This window comes from Thalassospira sp. MCCC 1A01148 (assembly GCF_001613795.1).
Classification (GTDB): domain Bacteria; phylum Pseudomonadota; class Alphaproteobacteria; order Rhodospirillales; family Thalassospiraceae; genus Thalassospira.
Window position 1 is genome coordinate 964,089 of sequence record NZ_LPVZ01000020.1, and the last position, 18,265, is coordinate 982,353.

19 protein-coding genes are annotated in these 18,265 nt (G+C 57.1%); 2 read left to right on the plus strand and 17 right to left on the minus strand.

The window, feature by feature from the left end; genetic code table 11:
• Positions 1–49: 49 nt before the first annotated feature.
• The 8 genes from AUQ43_RS13855 to pspA all read right to left on the minus strand — a co-directional run bounded on the left by AUQ43_RS13855 (position 50) and on the right by pspA (position 6,598).
• Positions 50–928, minus strand: coding sequence for a CoA ester lyase (locus tag AUQ43_RS13855; RefSeq protein WP_062956814.1), 879 nt, complete (start codon positions 926–928; stop codon positions 50–52).
• Between the two features lie 176 nt (positions 929–1,104).
• Positions 1,105–2,187: a serine hydrolase gene (locus AUQ43_RS13860; protein ID WP_232310679.1), complete on the minus strand. Its 1,083-nt coding sequence runs from the start codon at positions 2,185–2,187 to the stop codon at positions 1,105–1,107.
• 122 nt (positions 2,188–2,309) lie between these two features.
• A complete protein-coding gene (locus AUQ43_RS13865; protein ID WP_062956815.1) occupies positions 2,310–2,642 on the minus strand; it encodes a hypothetical protein in 333 nt (110 codons plus the stop codon).
• A gap of 39 nt (positions 2,643–2,681) precedes the next feature.
• The gene (locus AUQ43_RS13870) at positions 2,682–3,245 is read right to left on the minus strand and encodes an EndoU domain-containing protein (RefSeq protein WP_084272108.1); all 564 of its coding nucleotides are present in this window, start codon (positions 3,243–3,245) and stop codon (positions 2,682–2,684) included.
• A gap of 29 nt (positions 3,246–3,274) precedes the next feature.
• On the minus strand, positions 3,275–4,651 hold the full coding sequence (locus AUQ43_RS13875) for an ATP-binding protein (RefSeq protein WP_062956817.1): 1,377 nt from the start codon (positions 4,649–4,651) through the stop codon (positions 3,275–3,277).
• A 397-nt stretch (positions 4,652–5,048) separates the two neighbouring features.
• Positions 5,049–5,618, minus strand: a complete 570-nt coding sequence (locus AUQ43_RS13880) for a hypothetical protein (RefSeq protein WP_232310680.1) — start codon at positions 5,616–5,618, stop codon at positions 5,049–5,051.
• Positions 5,615–5,872, minus strand: a complete 258-nt coding sequence (gene pspB, locus AUQ43_RS13885; protein ID WP_232310681.1) for an envelope stress response membrane protein PspB — start codon at positions 5,870–5,872, stop codon at positions 5,615–5,617. Before pspB ends, AUQ43_RS13880 begins: the two co-directional genes overlap by 4 nt.
• A gap of 48 nt (positions 5,873–5,920) precedes the next feature.
• Positions 5,921–6,598, minus strand: coding sequence for a phage shock protein PspA (gene pspA, locus AUQ43_RS13890; protein ID WP_062956818.1), 678 nt, complete (start codon positions 6,596–6,598; stop codon positions 5,921–5,923).
• Positions 6,599–6,768: 170 nt separating this feature from the next.
• Here pspA and pspF point away from each other — a divergent pair, with 170 nt between their 5' ends.
• Complete coding sequence (gene pspF / locus AUQ43_RS13895; protein WP_062956819.1) at positions 6,769–7,788, plus strand: phage shock protein operon transcriptional activator; 1,020 nt, start codon at positions 6,769–6,771, stop codon at positions 7,786–7,788.
• 5 nt (positions 7,789–7,793) lie between these two features.
• A complete protein-coding gene (locus AUQ43_RS13900; protein WP_062956820.1) occupies positions 7,794–8,249 on the plus strand; it encodes a hypothetical protein in 456 nt (151 codons plus the stop codon).
• A gap of 27 nt (positions 8,250–8,276) precedes the next feature.
• Here AUQ43_RS13900 and AUQ43_RS13905 read toward each other — a convergent pair whose 3' ends face one another.
• From AUQ43_RS13905 to AUQ43_RS13945, 9 genes are all read right to left on the minus strand, one after another.
• Positions 8,277–9,410, minus strand: coding sequence for an acyl-CoA dehydrogenase (locus AUQ43_RS13905; protein WP_062956821.1), 1,134 nt, complete (start codon positions 9,408–9,410; stop codon positions 8,277–8,279).
• 78 nt (positions 9,411–9,488) lie between these two features.
• The gene (locus AUQ43_RS13910; protein WP_062956822.1) at positions 9,489–10,109 is read right to left on the minus strand and encodes a carbonic anhydrase; all 621 of its coding nucleotides are present in this window, start codon (positions 10,107–10,109) and stop codon (positions 9,489–9,491) included.
• A gap of 153 nt (positions 10,110–10,262) precedes the next feature.
• Positions 10,263–10,574 (minus strand): hypothetical protein, encoded by a 312-nt coding sequence (locus AUQ43_RS13915; RefSeq protein WP_062956823.1) that lies wholly within the window; start codon positions 10,572–10,574, stop codon positions 10,263–10,265.
• A gap of 4 nt (positions 10,575–10,578) precedes the next feature.
• Positions 10,579–11,553, minus strand: a complete 975-nt coding sequence (locus AUQ43_RS13920) for a sodium-dependent bicarbonate transport family permease (RefSeq protein ID WP_062956824.1) — start codon at positions 11,551–11,553, stop codon at positions 10,579–10,581.
• A 157-nt stretch (positions 11,554–11,710) separates the two neighbouring features.
• Positions 11,711–12,898, minus strand: coding sequence for an acetyl-CoA C-acyltransferase (locus AUQ43_RS13925; protein WP_062956825.1), 1,188 nt, complete (start codon positions 12,896–12,898; stop codon positions 11,711–11,713).
• 51 nt (positions 12,899–12,949) lie between these two features.
• Positions 12,950–14,122 (minus strand): isovaleryl-CoA dehydrogenase, encoded by a 1,173-nt coding sequence (locus AUQ43_RS13930; RefSeq protein WP_062956826.1) that lies wholly within the window; start codon positions 14,120–14,122, stop codon positions 12,950–12,952.
• Between the two features lie 58 nt (positions 14,123–14,180).
• Positions 14,181–14,645 (minus strand): PaaI family thioesterase, encoded by a 465-nt coding sequence (locus tag AUQ43_RS13935; RefSeq protein WP_062956827.1) that lies wholly within the window; start codon positions 14,643–14,645, stop codon positions 14,181–14,183.
• A gap of 669 nt (positions 14,646–15,314) precedes the next feature.
• The gene (locus tag AUQ43_RS13940) at positions 15,315–16,148 is read right to left on the minus strand and encodes an ABC transporter substrate-binding protein (protein WP_062956828.1); all 834 of its coding nucleotides are present in this window, start codon (positions 16,146–16,148) and stop codon (positions 15,315–15,317) included.
• Positions 16,149–16,427: 279 nt separating this feature from the next.
• Complete coding sequence (locus AUQ43_RS13945) at positions 16,428–18,173, minus strand: DEAD/DEAH box helicase (protein ID WP_062956829.1); 1,746 nt, start codon at positions 18,171–18,173, stop codon at positions 16,428–16,430.
• Positions 18,174–18,265 lie beyond the last annotated feature (92 nt).

Here is an 18,265-nt window from a genome sequence, read left to right on the forward strand (position 1 = left end):
GCCATTTTTACCCGACGCGAACCGTTTTGTCTGGCGACGACGAAGGCGCTTAGGCCCCGTCCATCTCTGCAATCAAATCTGCCATCGCGACCAGTTTCTTGGCCGACACCACATGCAGATTTTCAATCAGTTTGCCATCGACCACGACAACACCCTTGCCAGCGGCACTGGCTTCTTCGTGCGCAGCTATGATCTTGCGCGCCCATTCAATTTCGCCCTCTGCCGGGGCAAAGGCTTCGTTGGCCGCTGCAATGGTTTTGGGATGAATAAGCGTCTTGCCATCAAAGCCGAACTCGCGCCCCTGTTTGCAGGACGCCTCAAAACCGGCATCGTCAGACAGATCAAGATGCACACCATCAAGAATCGCAAGCCCATAAGCACGTGCCGCCAACAGGCAAAGACCAAGGCTGGTCACCATCGGCAAACGGTCCGGGGTATGCGCACAGTTCAGATCCTTGGCAAGATCGGACGTCCCCATGACAAACCCGCCCAAACGCGGATGCGCCCCGGCAATTTCCTTGGCATTGAGCATCGCGAGCGGGGTTTCCATCATGCACCAGATGGTCATGTCCGCATGTGCGCCTTCGGCCTCCATGATATTTGCGACCTGTCGCACCGTATCGGCACTTTCGACCTTGGGCAGCAGGATGGCATCAGCCGACGTCCTGGATGCCGCGACGATGTCGGCATAGCCCCACGGCGTGTTCAGGCCATTGGTGCGGATCTGGATTTCACGTTTGCCATAGCCGCCCTCGGACAGCGCACTGACAATCTGATCGCGCGCACTATCCTTGGCGTCGGGTGCTACCGCATCCTCAAGATCCAGAATAAGCCCGTCGGCCGGAAGGCTTCTGCCCTTTTCAAGGGCGCGGGCGTTCGATCCCGGCATATACAAAACAGAGCGGCGCGGACGTGGGGCAGCAGCCATCAGGAATCTCCCGTTTGATAATATTCGTACAATATCTGATGTTTATTTTTACGAAAATTACCTAAACTCGCTTTTCACTGCAAGCCACTTTTTGCGGTGCGGCATAGCAAGCCAACCGTGAGCAGGGGAATCATCCGCCAATCAGAAGAATATGGCACCACCGCAGGAAGGTAACTCTATTCCGGCGTACCAAACAATCCAGTCATCAGCATGCTGGTAACTGATGGGACCTCATTGAGCGCGCGGCCATTGGCGAGAAACACCACCACCGTGTCCTGCTCCGAGAACCAGGAAAACTCGGCCGAATAGCCAAAATAGATCCCGTCATGGCCCCAGACCGGCCCCCAGTCGCTTGAGCCAATCATAAGCCCGTAGCCATAAGACCCGTCACCGGCAAAAACGGTATCGGTTGTGGCGCGCTCCAGCGCGTTTGGCCCCAGAAGCACGCCATCAACAAAAAGCGCACGGGCGAATTTGACCATATCCGCGGCCGTGGAAATCACCCCGCCATCGGCCAGTTGATCACCCACGTCATAATCCGTGACGTCTTCAAGCTGCCCGTCGCCATTGGCATCATCAAAGCCCCGTGCAAGCAATGCGGGGCGGGGATACCGGCCAAAGGATGTATTGATCATTTCGGCGGGTTCGAAAATACGCCGGTTAAACACCGCCTGGATATGGTCGCCCTCGACCGCCTCGATCATGACGCCAAGCAGGATAAAATTGCTGTTCGAGGCAGCATAATTTGTGCCCGGCGCAAAATAGGCTTCCCGATCAGCAATCAGCGGCAGCAGCTCGACATTGCGCCAGCCATGCTGTGGGTCGCGTCCGACCAGCTCGAAAAAGAACTCGCCATCCAGATAATCGGGAATCCCCGAACTGTTGCGCAGCAAATCGCGAATGGTCGCGCGGTCGGCACTGGCAATGCGGTCGCGGAATTCTTCGGGCAGGTATTTGCCAATCGGATCGGCCAGATCAATCCGCTTTTCGGATGCCAGTTGCAGGGTAACCACCGCCGTCATCATCTTGGTCAGCGATCCGATATAAAACTGCCGATCCCGCGTCATGGCGGTTTCGGGCCGGACACTGGCATAGCCGGTCGCAGCATAGCGCACATTGTCTTCGCCATAGCCAATCGCCACCACGCCACCTGGCAAACCGGCATGCTCGACATACTGATGCAGGAATTTTTCCAGCGGGTCAGACAGCGCTTCCTTGGTGCTTTCGCTTTGCGCCAATGCGGGATGGCTCGCGGACATGACAAATGCCACCGCCAATATCGCTATCGCACATGCGGGAATACGCCAGAATGCCGGGTTCAAATCGCTTTACTCATCATGTCCAACCACGCCCACCTTCGGGCAAATTGCTTTCCGCCCGGTTAATCCGGACTTTCCAAGAGCCTTGATATCCATGCATGCAAAGCCAGCTCCAGATCATCGGTCCGGACCGTCACCGGGCTTTCACCCGCTTCGTCATAAACCGGCGCGATCTCGGTTGTGTCCGGCCCGACATTCAAGATGTAGGCATTCATCGCCATTTCCCAAGAGGCATCAACACCCTGACGCACCCGCCCAACGTGCGAAAGCACCTCTGCCGCCCATTGGTCCGCGCGCCCGATATCCATTACCAGACAGGCCGCAATACAATCATGTCCCGGGTCATCGGCCAGTTTGCCCGGCCAGTCGGGCTGCGGAAAATCACCGGCTGTCATTATAAAAGTCTTTCATCACCTGCCGCTTGCCACCCGTGATCAATACAGCGGAAAGGCCGTGTTGATATTGCCCGCATGCGCCCCGTGACTGAGGGTGGCAAAGGCGATGTAAAAACGCGCATCTTCCGATGGACCAACACAATATCCCGCACTCGACCCGCCTTCAGGCCGGTTAAACCCGCAAGATGCCCAATGCGGCGCACCCGTCGCGCAGGCCACCTGATGGTCATAGGCATGAATAATGGATTTCTCGACCTCTGCCTGACTGCACCTGTCGGGGAACATTGTCGAAAACTTCGATGGGTCGGGTCCATCGGGGTTCACCAGTGTGATCGTCGCGCCGTAAATGCCGCTGGCATTTGGCGCCTGGGTGATCTTTACATCCGCGACACTGGCCGGATTAATGCCATCCGGGCGGGAATGAAACCCCTTGGCCCGCTTGCCATCGACCTCGCCGCAAAAGACATGTTCGATATTGATCGGTGGTGTGGTGTCAGTCCAATGCGGATCGGCAGGGCAGGCAACCTGTGCTTGCGCAAACGCAATCCCCGGCAAAACCATCCCGGCAACAAAACAGAGGCAAATCCGTAAAAGCCCGGTCATCAACGACCTCCTTTGCCACGCACCACAATTCAAAGCTGCGAAAATTCAAGCCCGATACGAAGGGCCAGCACACTGGCCGGCTCAAAGCGCATCGGCACCCCGCCAAGCTTGCCACCATGCCATTGCGCCTTGGTCAGGACAAACGCCCCAAGCGGCAGCGCATGACTGCCCCGGAAATTGACAAGGGCGCGGATTTCCTTGGGCTTGCGGATCGCCTCATCGCGCCACAGGCAGTGATAGGCAAAAAGCGGCGTGCCGGACCGGCGATCAAGGAACACAAACGGCACCTCATATTGCCCCCAGCGCGCGTAATACAGACTTTCCATCCCGACACTTGACGTCAAGAACTGTGTCTGGATCGCGGTTTCGGCCAAACGCGTGATTGTCGCACTGTCGGATGCCCGCCCGCCAATCAATCCGGTACGAAGCCCCGGATGGATCAGATGGACCTTGAACGCCACCGCACGCTGGAACGGTTTGGCATCCTGATCCACACGTTCAAGACGGCGCACCAGCCAGGCACTTTCAAGATATTCCAGATACCGCCGAAGCGTGTTCTTGGCGATATCAAGCTCACGCGCCAGCGTTTCAATCGAAAATTCCGACCCCGTATTATAGGCCAGAAGCGCAAACAACCGATGCAGGTCCGAGGGGCTTGAAATACCGTGAAGCCCCGGCAAATCGGAATGCAATGATCGGTGAATGGCCCCGGCCTCGCCATTGGCATCGTGAAAGCCACCTTCATTGATATAGTCTTCAAACAGGTCGTTAAGTTCAACCAACCCGTCCGGCACATCAGCCGTATAGCGTCCGACATTGGGCGTTTCGGGCAAGACATCACTCGGCGCGATGCCCTTTTGCTCAAGATACTCGGCAAAGCTGAACGGGGGCAAAAACAGGCTTTGAATATATTCAACATTATCGCCCGCCGGGGCGAGCGCACTGACCGCCACCACGCGCAACATCGGATCGGCCGCCAGTAGTTTGATCAGGCTGGCCTCCCAATCGCGCTGATAGGATACCTCGTCGATAAACAGCCAAAGCGGGTGATCAGCCGAAATGCCGCGCATCGAACGCAACAATTTTGGCAAACGCGGCAGGTCTATTTCCAGAAACAGCGGATGTTCCAGCGACACATAGCAAACATGGCGACGCGGCGTATCGGCATTCAAAAGTTCCGACACGGCCTGACGCATCATCACGGTCTTGCCGACCCCGCGCGGACCGGTCAACACCAGCGCCTTCTGCCCGTCATTCTTTTCAATTGCCGCCCAGAACCGCTTGAAAAACGCCCGTTGTGGCAGGCCCTGCACCTGCTCATCGGTAACGCCATCCCACCACGGATTATCAAGCATCAAACGATGCAGAAAATCCTGTTCCCCGGGATGTTCGATCATGGTCGCCATATGATGTTCCCCAAAACGCTGTCTGCCCTGTCTCTGGATATATGGGCAATTTTCCCGACTTTGCCGGGAAAACCTTTAAATTAGGTATAGTGATAAATGCTATTTGGGATTTTTTCTGCAAGAACTTGCAAACAAAAGAAAAACCGGACTGCATTGGCAATCCGGCTTAACTGTTTGACGACGGTTCTTCGGGTCAAGACCCGTGCTAACGCGAGGGGGGATTGGGGTAGCTTATAAAACCGCCGTCAATCTCGGTTGCTGAACAATGCCTCTCTTCGGATCGTCATTCCCGCGAAGGCGGGAATCCATCAGCGCTTCAACAGGTTATGGATTCCCGGTCTGCGCTTTGCTCCGCCCGGGATGACAAAACTGGCCGATTACGGGATTGCCAATAATCTTACGCCTTCGGCCCATCCGACTTGGTGTCATTATCGGCCTTGCTGGCGTCGTCATCCTCTTTCATCTTTTTGAATTCGGATGCCATGCGGTAATCGCCAGATGCGACAAAGCCTTCCATCGAACCGGTGCGCCGTTCCAGATCGTCAAACTGCTCTCGCAGGTCTTCCATCCAGCTTTCCTCGTAATCGACACCAACCGTCGGGCGCTCATCAGCTGCCTCGGATTGCGCTGCATTATGGTTCTGGCGTGCGGCACGTCCGGCTGATGTGCTCTGACCCGCACCGCGTACTTTACCGCGCAGACCATCAAACCAGTCCGGATGATGGACATAGGCCCATGCCAGACCAAACAGCATCACGCCGACCGGGAAGCTGAAGATCAGAACCAGAATGAAGGCAATCAGCACCCCTTTGCGCGGGATGCCAAAGGCTTCTGAAATACCGCGCGTCGTCCGGCCGATCACGCCATGACATTGCTTTCCGTCATGGTTGGCGTGCGATGAACGGCATCCGCGCTTCTTGTGACCGCGCTGAAAACCATTTCCGGCAGCAGCTTGCTGGGCCGTCATATCCTGTTCCTCCATTCGGCAACCTCGGCATCTAACAGGCGTTCAAGTGTTTCGACACGGGTTTCGAGTCGCTTTGCCCGCTGTTTCAGATCGGCCACGATTTCCTTTTCGCGCGCGGTCTGTGCCGGGCTTTGCGGGCGTTGCTCCGCCTTCATGCGCTTCCAGACCGTGATGTAGTGAAACACGACCCAAACCGGGCCAACCACGGCGATTAAAACGATCAAGGGTACGGCAATCGCCCACATATTCGACATCTCGTTCTTTCAAACAGACCTGTGCTTCAAAACACGCAAGCCTGTTACTTACTTGTCTTTCTTCGTGTCTTTTTTCACACGCGCTTTCAGTTCCTTGAGATCATCCTCGATCCCGAGCTCCGCCTCAAGGTCTTCAAACTGCTCTTCAAGGCTCTGGCCGCGGCCAAGCTCCCAGGAGTCCGCATCGGCTTCAAGCTCGTCAATGCGGCGTTCCATCTGCTCATAGCGCAGAAGCGCGTCATCGATCTGACCCGAATGCAGCTTTTCTTTCATTTTGACACGCTTTTCAGCTGTCTGCATGCGGATTTCAACCGTACGCTGTTTTGCCTTGGCTTCGTTCAGCTTGTTCTGAAGCTTGTTCAGGTCCTCGTCATACTTGCCAAGGGTTTCCTCAATCACTTCCAGCTCCCGCTCAAGCACAAGGCTCTGGTCGGCCAGACGACGGCGCGCCATCAGTGCGCCCTTGGCCAGATCATCACGGCCCTTGGAAACAGCAAACTCTGCCTTGGTGTCCCATTCGACCTGACCGTCATGAAGTTTCTTGAGCTTGCGCTCGACTTCCTTCTTGTCGGCAATCGCCTTGACGGCAGCGGAACGCACCTCAACCAGGGTGTCTTCCATTTCCTGGATCATCAAACGCACCATTTTTTCCGGATCTTCGGCACGATCCAGAAGCGAATTGATGTTGGCATTTACGATATCGGACAAACGCGAAAACACGCCCATTGTCTGATCTCCTTAATTAATCGGGGGACGCTACAAATTCTGCACTCTGTATTTCAAATGCCGTGCCAGTTTTGAAATCCCGCAAAATCAATGACTTAATTAATCATCAGACTTTTTGTTTAACTTTTATCGCGACAATATTGTCGTTTTTCGATAACGTTTTCCGCGAAATGGATAGCTTGCAACCGATATTGGGCGAAGACCCCGTTTTTCTGGCCGCCCTTGAACATGTTTCACGTCTGGCACCGATTGAACGCCCGTGTCTGGTGATTGGCGAACGCGGCTCGGGCAAGGAACTGATTGCCGCCCGCCTGCACTATCTGTCGCGCCGCTGGGGCGGCCCACTGGTCAAGGTCAATTGCGCCGCCCTTTCTGAAACCCTGCTCGATACCGAACTGTTCGGCCACGAGGCCGGGGCGTTTACCGGGGCCACCAAACGCCATATCGGGCGGTTCGAACGAGCGCACGGCGGCACCATCATCCTGGACGAAATCGCCACAGCCAGCACGGTGGTTCAGGAAAAGCTTCTGCGGGTGGTTGAGTATGGTGAAATCGAACGCGTCGGCGGGTCCGAGGTCATCGAAGTCGACACCCGCGTCATTGGTGTGACAAATGAAAATCTGCGCGAACTGGCCAAAACCAACAGGTTCCGCGCCGATCTGCTTGATCGCCTCGCCTTTGACGTCATCGCCGTGCCACCACTCCGCCAAAGGTCTGATGATATCCTTTTACTCGCCGAACAGTTCGCACTTGAGATGACAAAACGGCTGGGCCGCAGCGTCTTTCCGGGCTTCTCGCGCAATGCCGCCGAACAGCTTCTCCGCCATCCCTGGCCCGGCAACATCCGCGAACTGCGCAACGCAGTTGAACGCAGCATCTACCTTGCTGAAGACGACGAAAACCCGCTGGCCCACATCACGCTGGATCCGTTTGAGGACATCTGGTCAGAAACCGAAAACAGTACAGCCAGCCAACCCGGCGCAACTGAAACGCCTGAACCCAACAGCGCCCCGGACGGCACCATCGACTTCAAAACACAGGTCGCCAATTTCGAAATAAAGCTTCTGCAACAAGCCCTGCGCGAAAACGCCAACAACCAGACTGAAGCCGCCAAAGCGCTTCACCTGAACTACCACCAGTTCCGCCGCTTGATTGAAAAGCACGGACTTCTGCCCGGGCGTCAGGATTAAGGCCGATGTATCAGCCAAGAACGCCGAACTATCGCAAAAGCGATCCGGTGATGCGCTGGAACCTGCCAGACCGGGTGTTCTTTGCCTGTGGTGCCTGCCACATCCTCGCCCACGCCTTTATCAAGCGATACAGCACGATTGGGAAGCTCACCGCACTTTGGCTTCACCCGAAAAACAACCATCCGGGCAATCACATTGTCGTCGCCCACGACGACTGGGTGTTTGATTATCATGGCTACAGCAAGCGTGCTGCATTCATCAGCCATTGCATCCGCCGGGCCAGACAGCGCTGGCCGGACTGGGACGTCGAAATCAAAGAAATCCCGCACGACGTTTTGATTTCCGAACCCAAGTCGCGCCAGATCGACGGGCTATGGTTGCGCGAACCAAAACAATTTCTGCATGACGCCCTGCCGCGCGCGGAACGCTTCCTTGAACTCTTCGCACCGCCACCGAGCTAACAATCTGCCGACGTGCAGCCCTGTCCGTCAATCGGCCAACGCCCGGGCAATCACCATCCGCTGGATATCGGATGTGCCTTCATAGATCTGGCACACCCGCACATCGCGATAGATGCGCTCGACCGGGAAGTCCTTGAGGTAGCCGTATCCGCCATGGATCTGGATCGCGGCCGAGCAGACTTCTTCGGCAATTTCAGAAGCAAACATCTTGGCCATGCAGGCCTCGGTCAAACACGGCTTCTGATCATCGCGCAGGGTGGCGGCACGTTGTACCAGCAAGCGGGCGGCATCGATCTTGGTCGCCATATCGGCCAGACGAAACGCCACCGCCTGATGTTCAATGATCTTTTTGCCGAATGTTTCGCGTTCGTTGGCGTAATCCTTGGCGGCCTCGAACGCCGCACGCGCCATACCGACCGACTGGGCGGCAATGCCAATGCGCCCGCCTTCAAGGTTGGCAAGGGCGATTTTATAGCCCTGCCCTTCCTCACCCAACATGTTCTCGGCGGGTACCCGGCATTCGACAAAGGTGATCTGACAGGTGTCAGACGCATTCTGCCCCAGCTTTTCCTCGACCCGCGAAACAACATAACCCGGCGTATCGGTCGGCACGATAAAGGCTGAAATGCCGCGCTTCCCGGCGTCCGGATCGGTCACGGCAAAGACGATGGCGACATCGCCCTCAGACCCGGATGTGATGAATTGCTTGGCGCCATTAAGGATCCAGTGATCGCCATCGCGGACCGCCCGGGTGCGCAGCGCACTGGCATCCGATCCGGCCTGCGGTTCGGTCAGGCAAAAGGCCCCGATCTTTTCACCGCGCGCCATCGGGATCAGAAATTCCTGCTTTTGTGCCTCTGTCCCGAATTTCAGGATCGGCATGCAGCCAACAGAGTTATGCACCGACATGATGGTCGATGTTGCCCCGTCGCCAGCCGCTATTTCTTCAAGTGCCAAGGCATAGGCGACATGATCCATGCCCGCCCCGCCATATTCATCGGGCACCAGCATGCCCAGAAAGCCAAGCTCGCCCAGGCCTGCAATCGCCTCGGCCGGGAAGGTGTGGTGGGCATCCCATTTTGCTGCATTGGGTTTGAGTTCGTTTTCGGCGAACTCGCGCGCTGTATCGCGCACCATGATCTGATGTTCTTCCAACCGCATGACGGCCACCCTCCCGCTTTACGTTTCATGGGCGATGTCCGGTCCTGTGATCAGAAGATCGTTTTCATCAGGCCGGGCTTATTCTTCGCCCTGAACAAATCTGTCCTGCGCGGCATCAAAGCGCCACAGGATCCCTTCCTTCATGCCGTACCACCAGCCATGCAGCTTGAGGTCACCGGCATCGACCAGTTCCTTGATGAACGGGAACGACATCAGGTTTTGCAACGAGTTGCGGATCGAATGGCGCGATACCTTGTCGGCATCCGGACCATGTTCCAGACAGCATTTCGCAATGCTGACCCACTCGCCGATAAAGTCGCGATCCGGCACCTTGCCCGCTTCGCCGTGCTCAACCAGGGCCTGCATGCCACCGCATGCCGAATGACCCAGAATGACGATGTCCTTGACCTTCAGATCACGCACCGCAAATTCAATCGCCGAAGACGTCCCGTGATAATTTTCATCGGGCTCATAGGGCGGAACAAGGTTTGCAACGTTACGGATGACAAACATCTCGCCCGGTTCGGCATTGGTCAGAATGGCGGGATCAACGCGGGAATCAGAACAGGCAATCAAAAGAACTTCCGGCCGCTGGCCCATATTCACCAGATCCTCGACGCGTTCCGGGCGCTGTTCATAATACATCGCCTTAAAGCTTTTGAACCCGGCAAGCATCCGATCAACGGTTGGCTTTGGCATCTCGCGAAGTCCCCTATCCTGTCAAACTCTGTCGCCAAAATAGGACCAATTCGCCCAAGTTGATAGCCCCCATTCAAACCTTTTGAATCGTTCTAAACGTGCAATCTCCCTAGCTCGCAAGACATCCAAACCCAAACGTTCAAGGATCAGGTTCTAGAAGCGGTCGGCGCGCAGCACCTGACAATCACTGATCGTGACGACGCCGATATGGCGGTCTACTACCTCAAAAGCGGCCTCAAGCATCCGGTCAAGTTTCTCTGGCCGGATAATGCAGATCACCTGAACCATGCCGCCCCCGCGCGACACGGTATCGTCGCGGCTCCAGTTACCGGACCGGCCCGATCCGCCCAGAACCGGCAGCACGGAAAAGCCCGTGACCCCGGCACCTTCAAGCGCCTGACGCAGGCGGGTTTCCATGATGGCTTCGATAATGATCGCCACACGTTTGGCATCATGCTTTTCCATGGGATTAACCTCCGTGAACGGCGCTGGCGATTGCAAGATAAAGCGGAATGCCAAGCGTCAGGTTGAAGGGGAACGTCACACCAAGCGACAGCGTAAGATAGACGGACGGGTTGGCCTCTGGCAGGGCGACACGCATGGCGGCGGGCACCGCGATATAACTTGCCGAGGCGGCCAGCACCATCAACAGCACCGCTCCACCCAGCGACAGGCCGATAAGCAACGCAAACGCCAGCCCAAGGCACGACCCGATCACCGGCATCAGCATCCCGAAAACAAGCGGCCCCGGACGCAAAACCGCACGCCCCTGTTTAAGGCCACGCCCGGCAACCAGCCCCATATCAAGCAGGAACAGGCACAGGACCCCCTGGAAGGGCGCAACAATCAGCGCCTCGATCTTGGCCATGCCTTCGGCCCCGGTGATCCAGCCAATAAGGAAGCTGCCAACCAGCAAAACGATAGAGCCATTAAGCAGGATTTCACGGATCAGCGCGCCATCCATCCGCCCTTTTCCGCCTGATGACACCAGCAACAGGGCCGAGAAGATGGCAGGTGCCTCCATCGCGGCTGCAACGGCAACCATGTACCCCTCTGCCACGATGCCGGAACTTTGCAGCACAGAGGTCGCGGCAACAAAGGTGACAATAGAGATCGAGCCATAATGGCCTGCCACGGCAGCGGCGTCTGTTCTGCTCAGTTGCGAAATCCATCGCAAAAGGCCAAAGGCAATGAAAGGCAGAACAAAGGACAGGATCACACCGGACATCAGCGTCATGCCAAGCGTCAGGTCGATGCCGTTATTTGAAACTGCAACCCCGCCCTTGAAACCAATGGCAAACAGAAGATAAAGCGATATCCCCTTGGCCACCGCCTCGGGGATCGTCAGATCCGAACGCGCAAGGGCGGCACCCGCCCCCAGAACAAAGAATAGAACGATGGGCGACAGAAGATTTTGCGCCGCCAGGCTCAACACATCTTGCATGGCTGTCCCTTGACTGTGATACCGCTGTGTCACGCAGGTAGCCTCGCCCCTGCGCCAAAACCGTCATTCCGATAGCAGGATCAAGGTTTTCTGTCACCAGAAAGCCGAAAACTTCGACCACAGGGGCGTAACTTGGTTCACATAATTCACCCGGGAATTACAGGAGTTCGATGGCAACCGCTGTTGCTTCGCCACCGCCAATGCAAAGCGAGGCCACACCCTTGGTACCGCCATGGGTTTTAAGCGCATGGATCAGGGTTACAAGCAATCGCGCACCGGTCGCACCAATCGGATGACCCAGCGCACAGGCGCCGCCATGGACATTGACCTTGCCATGATCAAGCTCCAGATCATGGATCGCGGCCATGGCGACCACGGCAAAGGCTTCGTTGATTTCCCAAAGATCGACATCGTCCTTGGCCCAGCCCGCCTTGGACAGCACCTTCTTGATTGAATCAACCGGGGCGGTCGTGAACCAGCAAGGTTCTTGGGAATGCGTTGCCTGACCAACGATCTTGGCAAGCGGCTTGAGCCCGCGCTTTTCGGCCTCGGATGCGCGCATCATGACAAGGGCTGCGGCCCCATCTGAAATCGATGCGGAATGGGCAGCTGTGACCGTGCCATCTTTGGCAAAGGCCGGACGCAGGGTCGGGATCTTTTCCGGTTTGGCTTTTGGCGGCTGTTCGTCGGCATCAATCGTCACATCGCCCTTGCGGGTGGCATAGGTGACCGGGGTGATTTCATCGCTAAAATGGCCGGATTTGGCTGCATTCTGCGCACGCGTCAGCGAGGTAATGGCATAGTCATCCTGCGCTTCACGCGTAAAGCCGTATTTTTCCGCTGTTGCCTCGGCGAAGGTCCCCATCGAACGGCCCTTGTCATAGGCATCTTCCAGACCATCAAGCGCCATGTGGTCATAGACCATGTCATGGCCGTATTTGTGGCCCGAACGCATTTTCGGAAGCAAAAACGGCGCATTGGTCATGCTTTCCATGCCACCAACAACCATGACGTCGGCGGAACCGGCCGCCAGCGTATCGTGGGCAAACATCACGGCCTTCATGCCCGATCCGCACATCTTGTTGATCGTGGTTGCACCGGCCGCACGCGGGATGCCGGCATTCCATGCAGCCTGGCGGGCCGGAGCCTGCCCCTGTCCGGCGGGCAGGACATTGCCCATGATCACTTCGTCAATATCATCGGCAGACACGCCACCACGTTCCAGGGCAGCCTTGATGGCAACACCGCCCAGTTCGGACGCCGTAACAGGGGCAAAATCACCCTGCATGCCGCCCATCGGGGTGCGCGCGCAGGAAACGATGACGATCGGATCAGAAATGCTCATGGTAAGGTCCGTTTGTTTATGGGACAGAAGTTCAATCAGGGTTTAGCGGACTCAGGCGGTTTCGCCAAACAGTTCGCGGCCAATCAGCATACGGCGGATTTCACTGGTGCCTGCACCGATTTCATAAAGCTTGGCATCGCGCAGCAGACGGCCCGTCGGATATTCATTGATATAGCCATTGCCGCCCAGCGTCTGAATGGCTTCAAGTGCCATCCAGGTTGCCTTTTCCGCAGCATAAAGGATCACACCGGCTGCGTCCTTGCGCGAGGTTTCATCACGGTCACACGCCTTGGCAACCTCATAAACATAGGCACGGCATGCATTCATCGTGGTGTACATATCGGCAATCTTGCCCTGCATCAGCTGGAACTCGCCAATCGCCTTGCCGAACTGCTTGCGTTCATGGATATAAGGCACGACCACGTCCATGCAGGCACGCATGATGCCTGTGGGGCCTGCGGCCAGAACCGCGCGTTCGTAATCAAGGCCACTCATCAAAACCCGCACACCGCCATTAAGCTGGCCGAGAATGTTTTCCTCGGGCACTTCGCAATCCTGAAATACCAGCTCGCAGGTGTTGGATCCGCGCATGCCCAGCTTGTCGAGCTTTTGCGCGGTCGAGAACCCCTTGAAGGTCTTTTCAATGATAAAGGCCGTAATGCCCTTGGGCCCGGCATCGGGATCGGTTTTGGCATAGACCACCAGCGTATCGGCATCCGGGCCGTTGGTGATCCACATCTTGTTGCCATTGAGGATGTAACGATCCCCCTTCTTTTCGGCCTTGAGCTTCATCGACACAACGTCGGATCCTGCGCCCGGCTCGCTCATGGCCAGCGCCCCGATATGCTCGCCGCTCATCAGTTTGGGCAGGTATTTGGCCTTTTGTTCGGCTGTGGCGTTGCGTTTGATCTGGTTCACGCACAGGTTGGAATGCGCGCCGTATGACAAGGCAACAGAGGCCGAGGCGCGGCTGATTTCTTCCATGGCGATAACATGTTCAAGATACCCAAGGCCCGTACCGCCATCTTCTTCGGATACGGTTATACCCAGCAGGCCAAGGTCGCCGAATTTGCGCCACAGATCATTGGGGAACTGGTTGGTTTCATCAATTTCGGCAGCGCGCGGGGCGATTTCGGCCTCCGCAAAGGAGGAGACGGTTTCGCGGATCGCTTCTGCGGTTTCACCAAGATCGAATTTCAGTCCGGGGAAGTCGAAAAATGCCATGTTACTGTTCCTGCCCTGCGAATTCTGGTTATTTAATAAAAGTGAATAATCAGCCCGATTATGCGGCGCTGTTTAATAATTCCGGCGGAAGCTTCATGACCTTGAGCGTCTGAAGCGATGTGGCGCAAAGGACCGTTTCGGTATTCCTCATACCAAAGACATCGATGCGCGTGACAATGATCGACCGACCGCGTGAAACAACCTCGCCAACCGCGCGCAACTGATCGCCCATGCCGGGTGCGACGATGTTGAGCTTGTACTCGATGGTCAGCATTCCCTGATCAGCGTCAACCAGGCTCCAACCGGCAAAACCCCCGGCAATGTCGGCAAGACCGGCGATCAGACCGCCATGGAAATAGCCGTTATGCTGCAAAAGATTGGGCCGCGCTGGCACGATCACCGCCACCCGGCCAGGCTGCACGTCATCAACCTGTGCCCCAATCGACAGATTGTAGGGTTGCTGGGCGAAACGCCGGCGCACTTCGGCGGCGTAATCGGGGTTCTGCGGTTCAAACGAAGCCATGTCGCGATCCTGAGGTAAGTGCGATGCGGCCAATCCTGAACGCACCGGAAGATAACGCGACTCTGTTGTAGTTAACGTTAACGTTAACGTCAAATCAAATCCGCATAGCTATACCAATTTAATGCCAAAAGCCGATTGAGGCACGGCAATCAGGGGCTTTGCCGTGGGCAGTAGGGTTGGTTGGAGGGTGCTGAGGCGTTGAGGTGCTGGGGTGCTGGGGTGCTGGGATGCCGGGGTGCTGGGATGCCGGGGTGCGGCGGTGTGGCAGTCCGGGGGTGCATGGTTCCCGACGTTGCCGGGCTGCGGGTTGTTGACTTCAGACTGTGGGCTGTCCGGTTGTGGGTTGCGGACTGTGGGTTGCGCGGGCTTCGGCGCGGGGCTGATGCAGAGGGGGCGAAGGTTTGCGGGCCGGGGGTGCGGCTGAGGCTCTGGACATTGGCAGTCTGGGCGCTGGCAGTCGGGCGCTGGCGGGCTGGGGTTGAGCACCGCTGAGCGGATGCGGCGTCTGGCGCACTGACGGTTGGAGGTTGGAGAACAGGTGTCGGAGAGTAGGCGCCGGATGTTTGTCGCCATCGGTTGGTCGCCAGAGGTTTTGCTAAACGTGGCGGTCGGGCGGATTGCTCGTTTTACCCTCGACGCCTTGTCGGGCGCTGGCCTGGTCGGGACGCCCTAGTTGGTGTGTTCGCCCCAGTCCTGAATGCTGGCTTCGAGCATTTCGGTCATGACACCTTTTGAAACGAGTTCGAAAACAGCACGCGAAATACGGCCCCGCAGGTCGCCGGAATTGCATTCCGATTTGTGCGACATGGTCAGATACAGGTTTTCGGTGCTGACAGGCGTTTCGTAGCTGCGGATATTGGTGATATTTTCGTGGGCCGCCACGGCCTTGCCGGGGAATTCTTCGTAGATCAGGTATTCAGCCCGACTCAGCGAGAGCATTTGCAACCCCTGTTCAAGACTTGGCACCTCGCGGATGGTCAGATTGTGGCGGGCATAGGCATCGAACGCCTGGCCGAAACTGTTATTGATCACGGTAAGCCCTTCGATCCCGACAAGATCCGACCACTGGCTATAGCCCAGATCAAGATTGTCGCGGGTCCAGATCAGGGTACGGGTGCCCTGAAAGGCCGGATAGAAATAATCCATGTATTCGAGGCGCGGCAGGGTCAGGAAAGCGCCGGCAATCATATCAATCGTACCGTCGCGCATATGTTGCTGCACACGGCCCCAATTGCCCGAATAGACCACGTCAATTTCGACACCTGCGATTTCACCAACGCGCTTGATGAAGTCAGCAGCAGCACCTTGCAAGGCTTCACCATCCTTGGCGACCCAAAGATAAGGCGGGTAGTCGGGGTTGCCCGATGCCACCAGACGCGTGCAATCGCGATGTCCATCTGCATCATGGGCAAAGCTGTAATCAGAGGCCTGCGCACGCAGCGGCAGCCAACCAATCACGGTGGCCAACGCCATGGCCAAAGATGCATGCCTGATGTTCATCATTTCCACTCTTTCCCTGCCTGTAGGCCAAACCAAGGCGCCGTGCAGAACAGAATACTTAAGCTTAGGTGTAGTAAATTTAGCCGAATTCCACACTTCGGAATAGGTCTAAACACGTTTATCTCGAATTCAGAACCGGAATAACACACGCCAAAATGGCGAAGGACCAGCTGTCGCCAGCTGGTCCCCCCATTATCAATGTCATTCCCGGTGATCACCCGGCACCGCATCTGATGTGCATCTTCATCACACTAGACAGATACAGACCGGATCCAGGGTCGTTTACGCCGAACGGCGTTTCATACCCTGATTGCCACCACGGCTGTCGCGGCGCGGACGTTCGTTGAAGTCACGTCGACCGGCATCGCGACCGCCATCACGGCCACGGAAGTTGCCACCGCGATCCCCACGCGGCTTATCGGCAAAACGGCGCTCATCGCGGTTGCCGCCTTCGCGCTGGTCACGGTTGGCAGCACCTTCGCCACGCGGGCGGAAGTTGCCACCACGGCCACCACGGCCACCACGCTCTTCGCGTTCAGCACGCGGCGGGCGATCATCATTGTCAAACCGCGGCTTGCGGAAATCATGATCTTCGCGGCGCGGACGATCATTGAAGTCACGACGACCACCGCCATCACGCGCAGCGCGTTCACCTTCGCCACGGCCGCCATCACGACCGCCGCCGAAGCCACGCCCGCGACCACCGTCACGATTGTCACCACGGGCACCATCGCGGCCGCCATCACGACCACCACCGAAGCCACCACGGCCCCGGCCACCATCACGGCCGCCAAAACCACCGCGACCGCCGCCGCCGAAGCCACGACCACCGTCACGGCCACCACGACCACGACCGCCGCCACCACCGGCACCGAACGAACGGGGCGGCGGAGCGGCATGGAATTCGTGATCTTCGTCAATATCGACATCCTGTTTGATCAGGCGTTCGATGTTGCGAAGCAGGCGAATGTCACGCGGCTCGCAGAATGAAATCGCAATACCTTCGGCACTGCCACGACCGGTACGACCGATACGGTGAACATAGCTTTCGGCATCCTGGGGCAGATCGTAGTTCACAACGTGGGTAATACCCGGAACGTCGATACCACGTGCGGCAACATCGGTCGCAATCAGGACCGGGAAACGGCCATTGCGGAAGTTGCGCAGGATTTTCTGACGGATGCGCTGCTGTTTGTCGCCATGGATGGCATCGCTGTCGATGTCTTCATCGCGCAGCTGGAACGACAGTTCGTCGGCATCTGCCTTGGTTTTGGTGAAGACCAGAACACGCTCTGCTTCATCACGCTTGAGCAGCTGAACCAGAAGCTTGGTCTTGTCGTGACGTTTCACGAACATGCCAACCTGGGTCACGCGCTCGGTCACGCTCGACTGCGGAGCCGTTTCAACCTTGACCGGGTCATTGAGAAGACGGTCGGTCAGGTGTTTGACTTCCGGCGGCATGGTTGCCGAGAACATCACGGTCTGATGATTGTTCGGAAGCAGTTCCGCCACGGTCAGAACATCTTCGGAGAAGCCCATGTCGAGCATACGGTCGGCTTCATCAAGGATGAAGACTTCGACATCGTCGAAACGAACCGTGTTGCGTGACATGTGGTCAAGCAGACGACCCGGGGTCGCAACCAGGATATCAACGCCACGGCGCAGTTCCTGAATCTGCGGGCCCATCGGGGAGCCACCAAAGACAACAGAAGAAAACAGGCGGATGCCTTTTTTGAAATCACGCAGGCACTGGCCGATCTGGGTCGCCAGTTCGCGGGTCGGTGCCAGAATAACAGCGCGCGGCTGACCCGGTTTCGGGCGCTGCGGGTTTTCGGCAAGACGCTGCAGCAACGGCAGGCAGAAAGCGGCCGTTTTGCCGCCACCCGTATGGGAAATCCCCATCAGGTCCTTGCCTTCGAGAAGGGCCGGGATCGTCGCAGCCTGAATTTCGGTCGGCGCGGTAAAACCGGCAGCTTCAACATTGCGCAGCAGGGGCTCGATGAGGTTGAGCCCATTAAAATTCGTCATAAAGGAAAGTCCTTCGTTTATCCGGTCGGCGCCATGTTCACGCCTGTGGTGCCTGCCCAAACGCAGTCAAGACCGGTGCTTGGCAAAGAGCC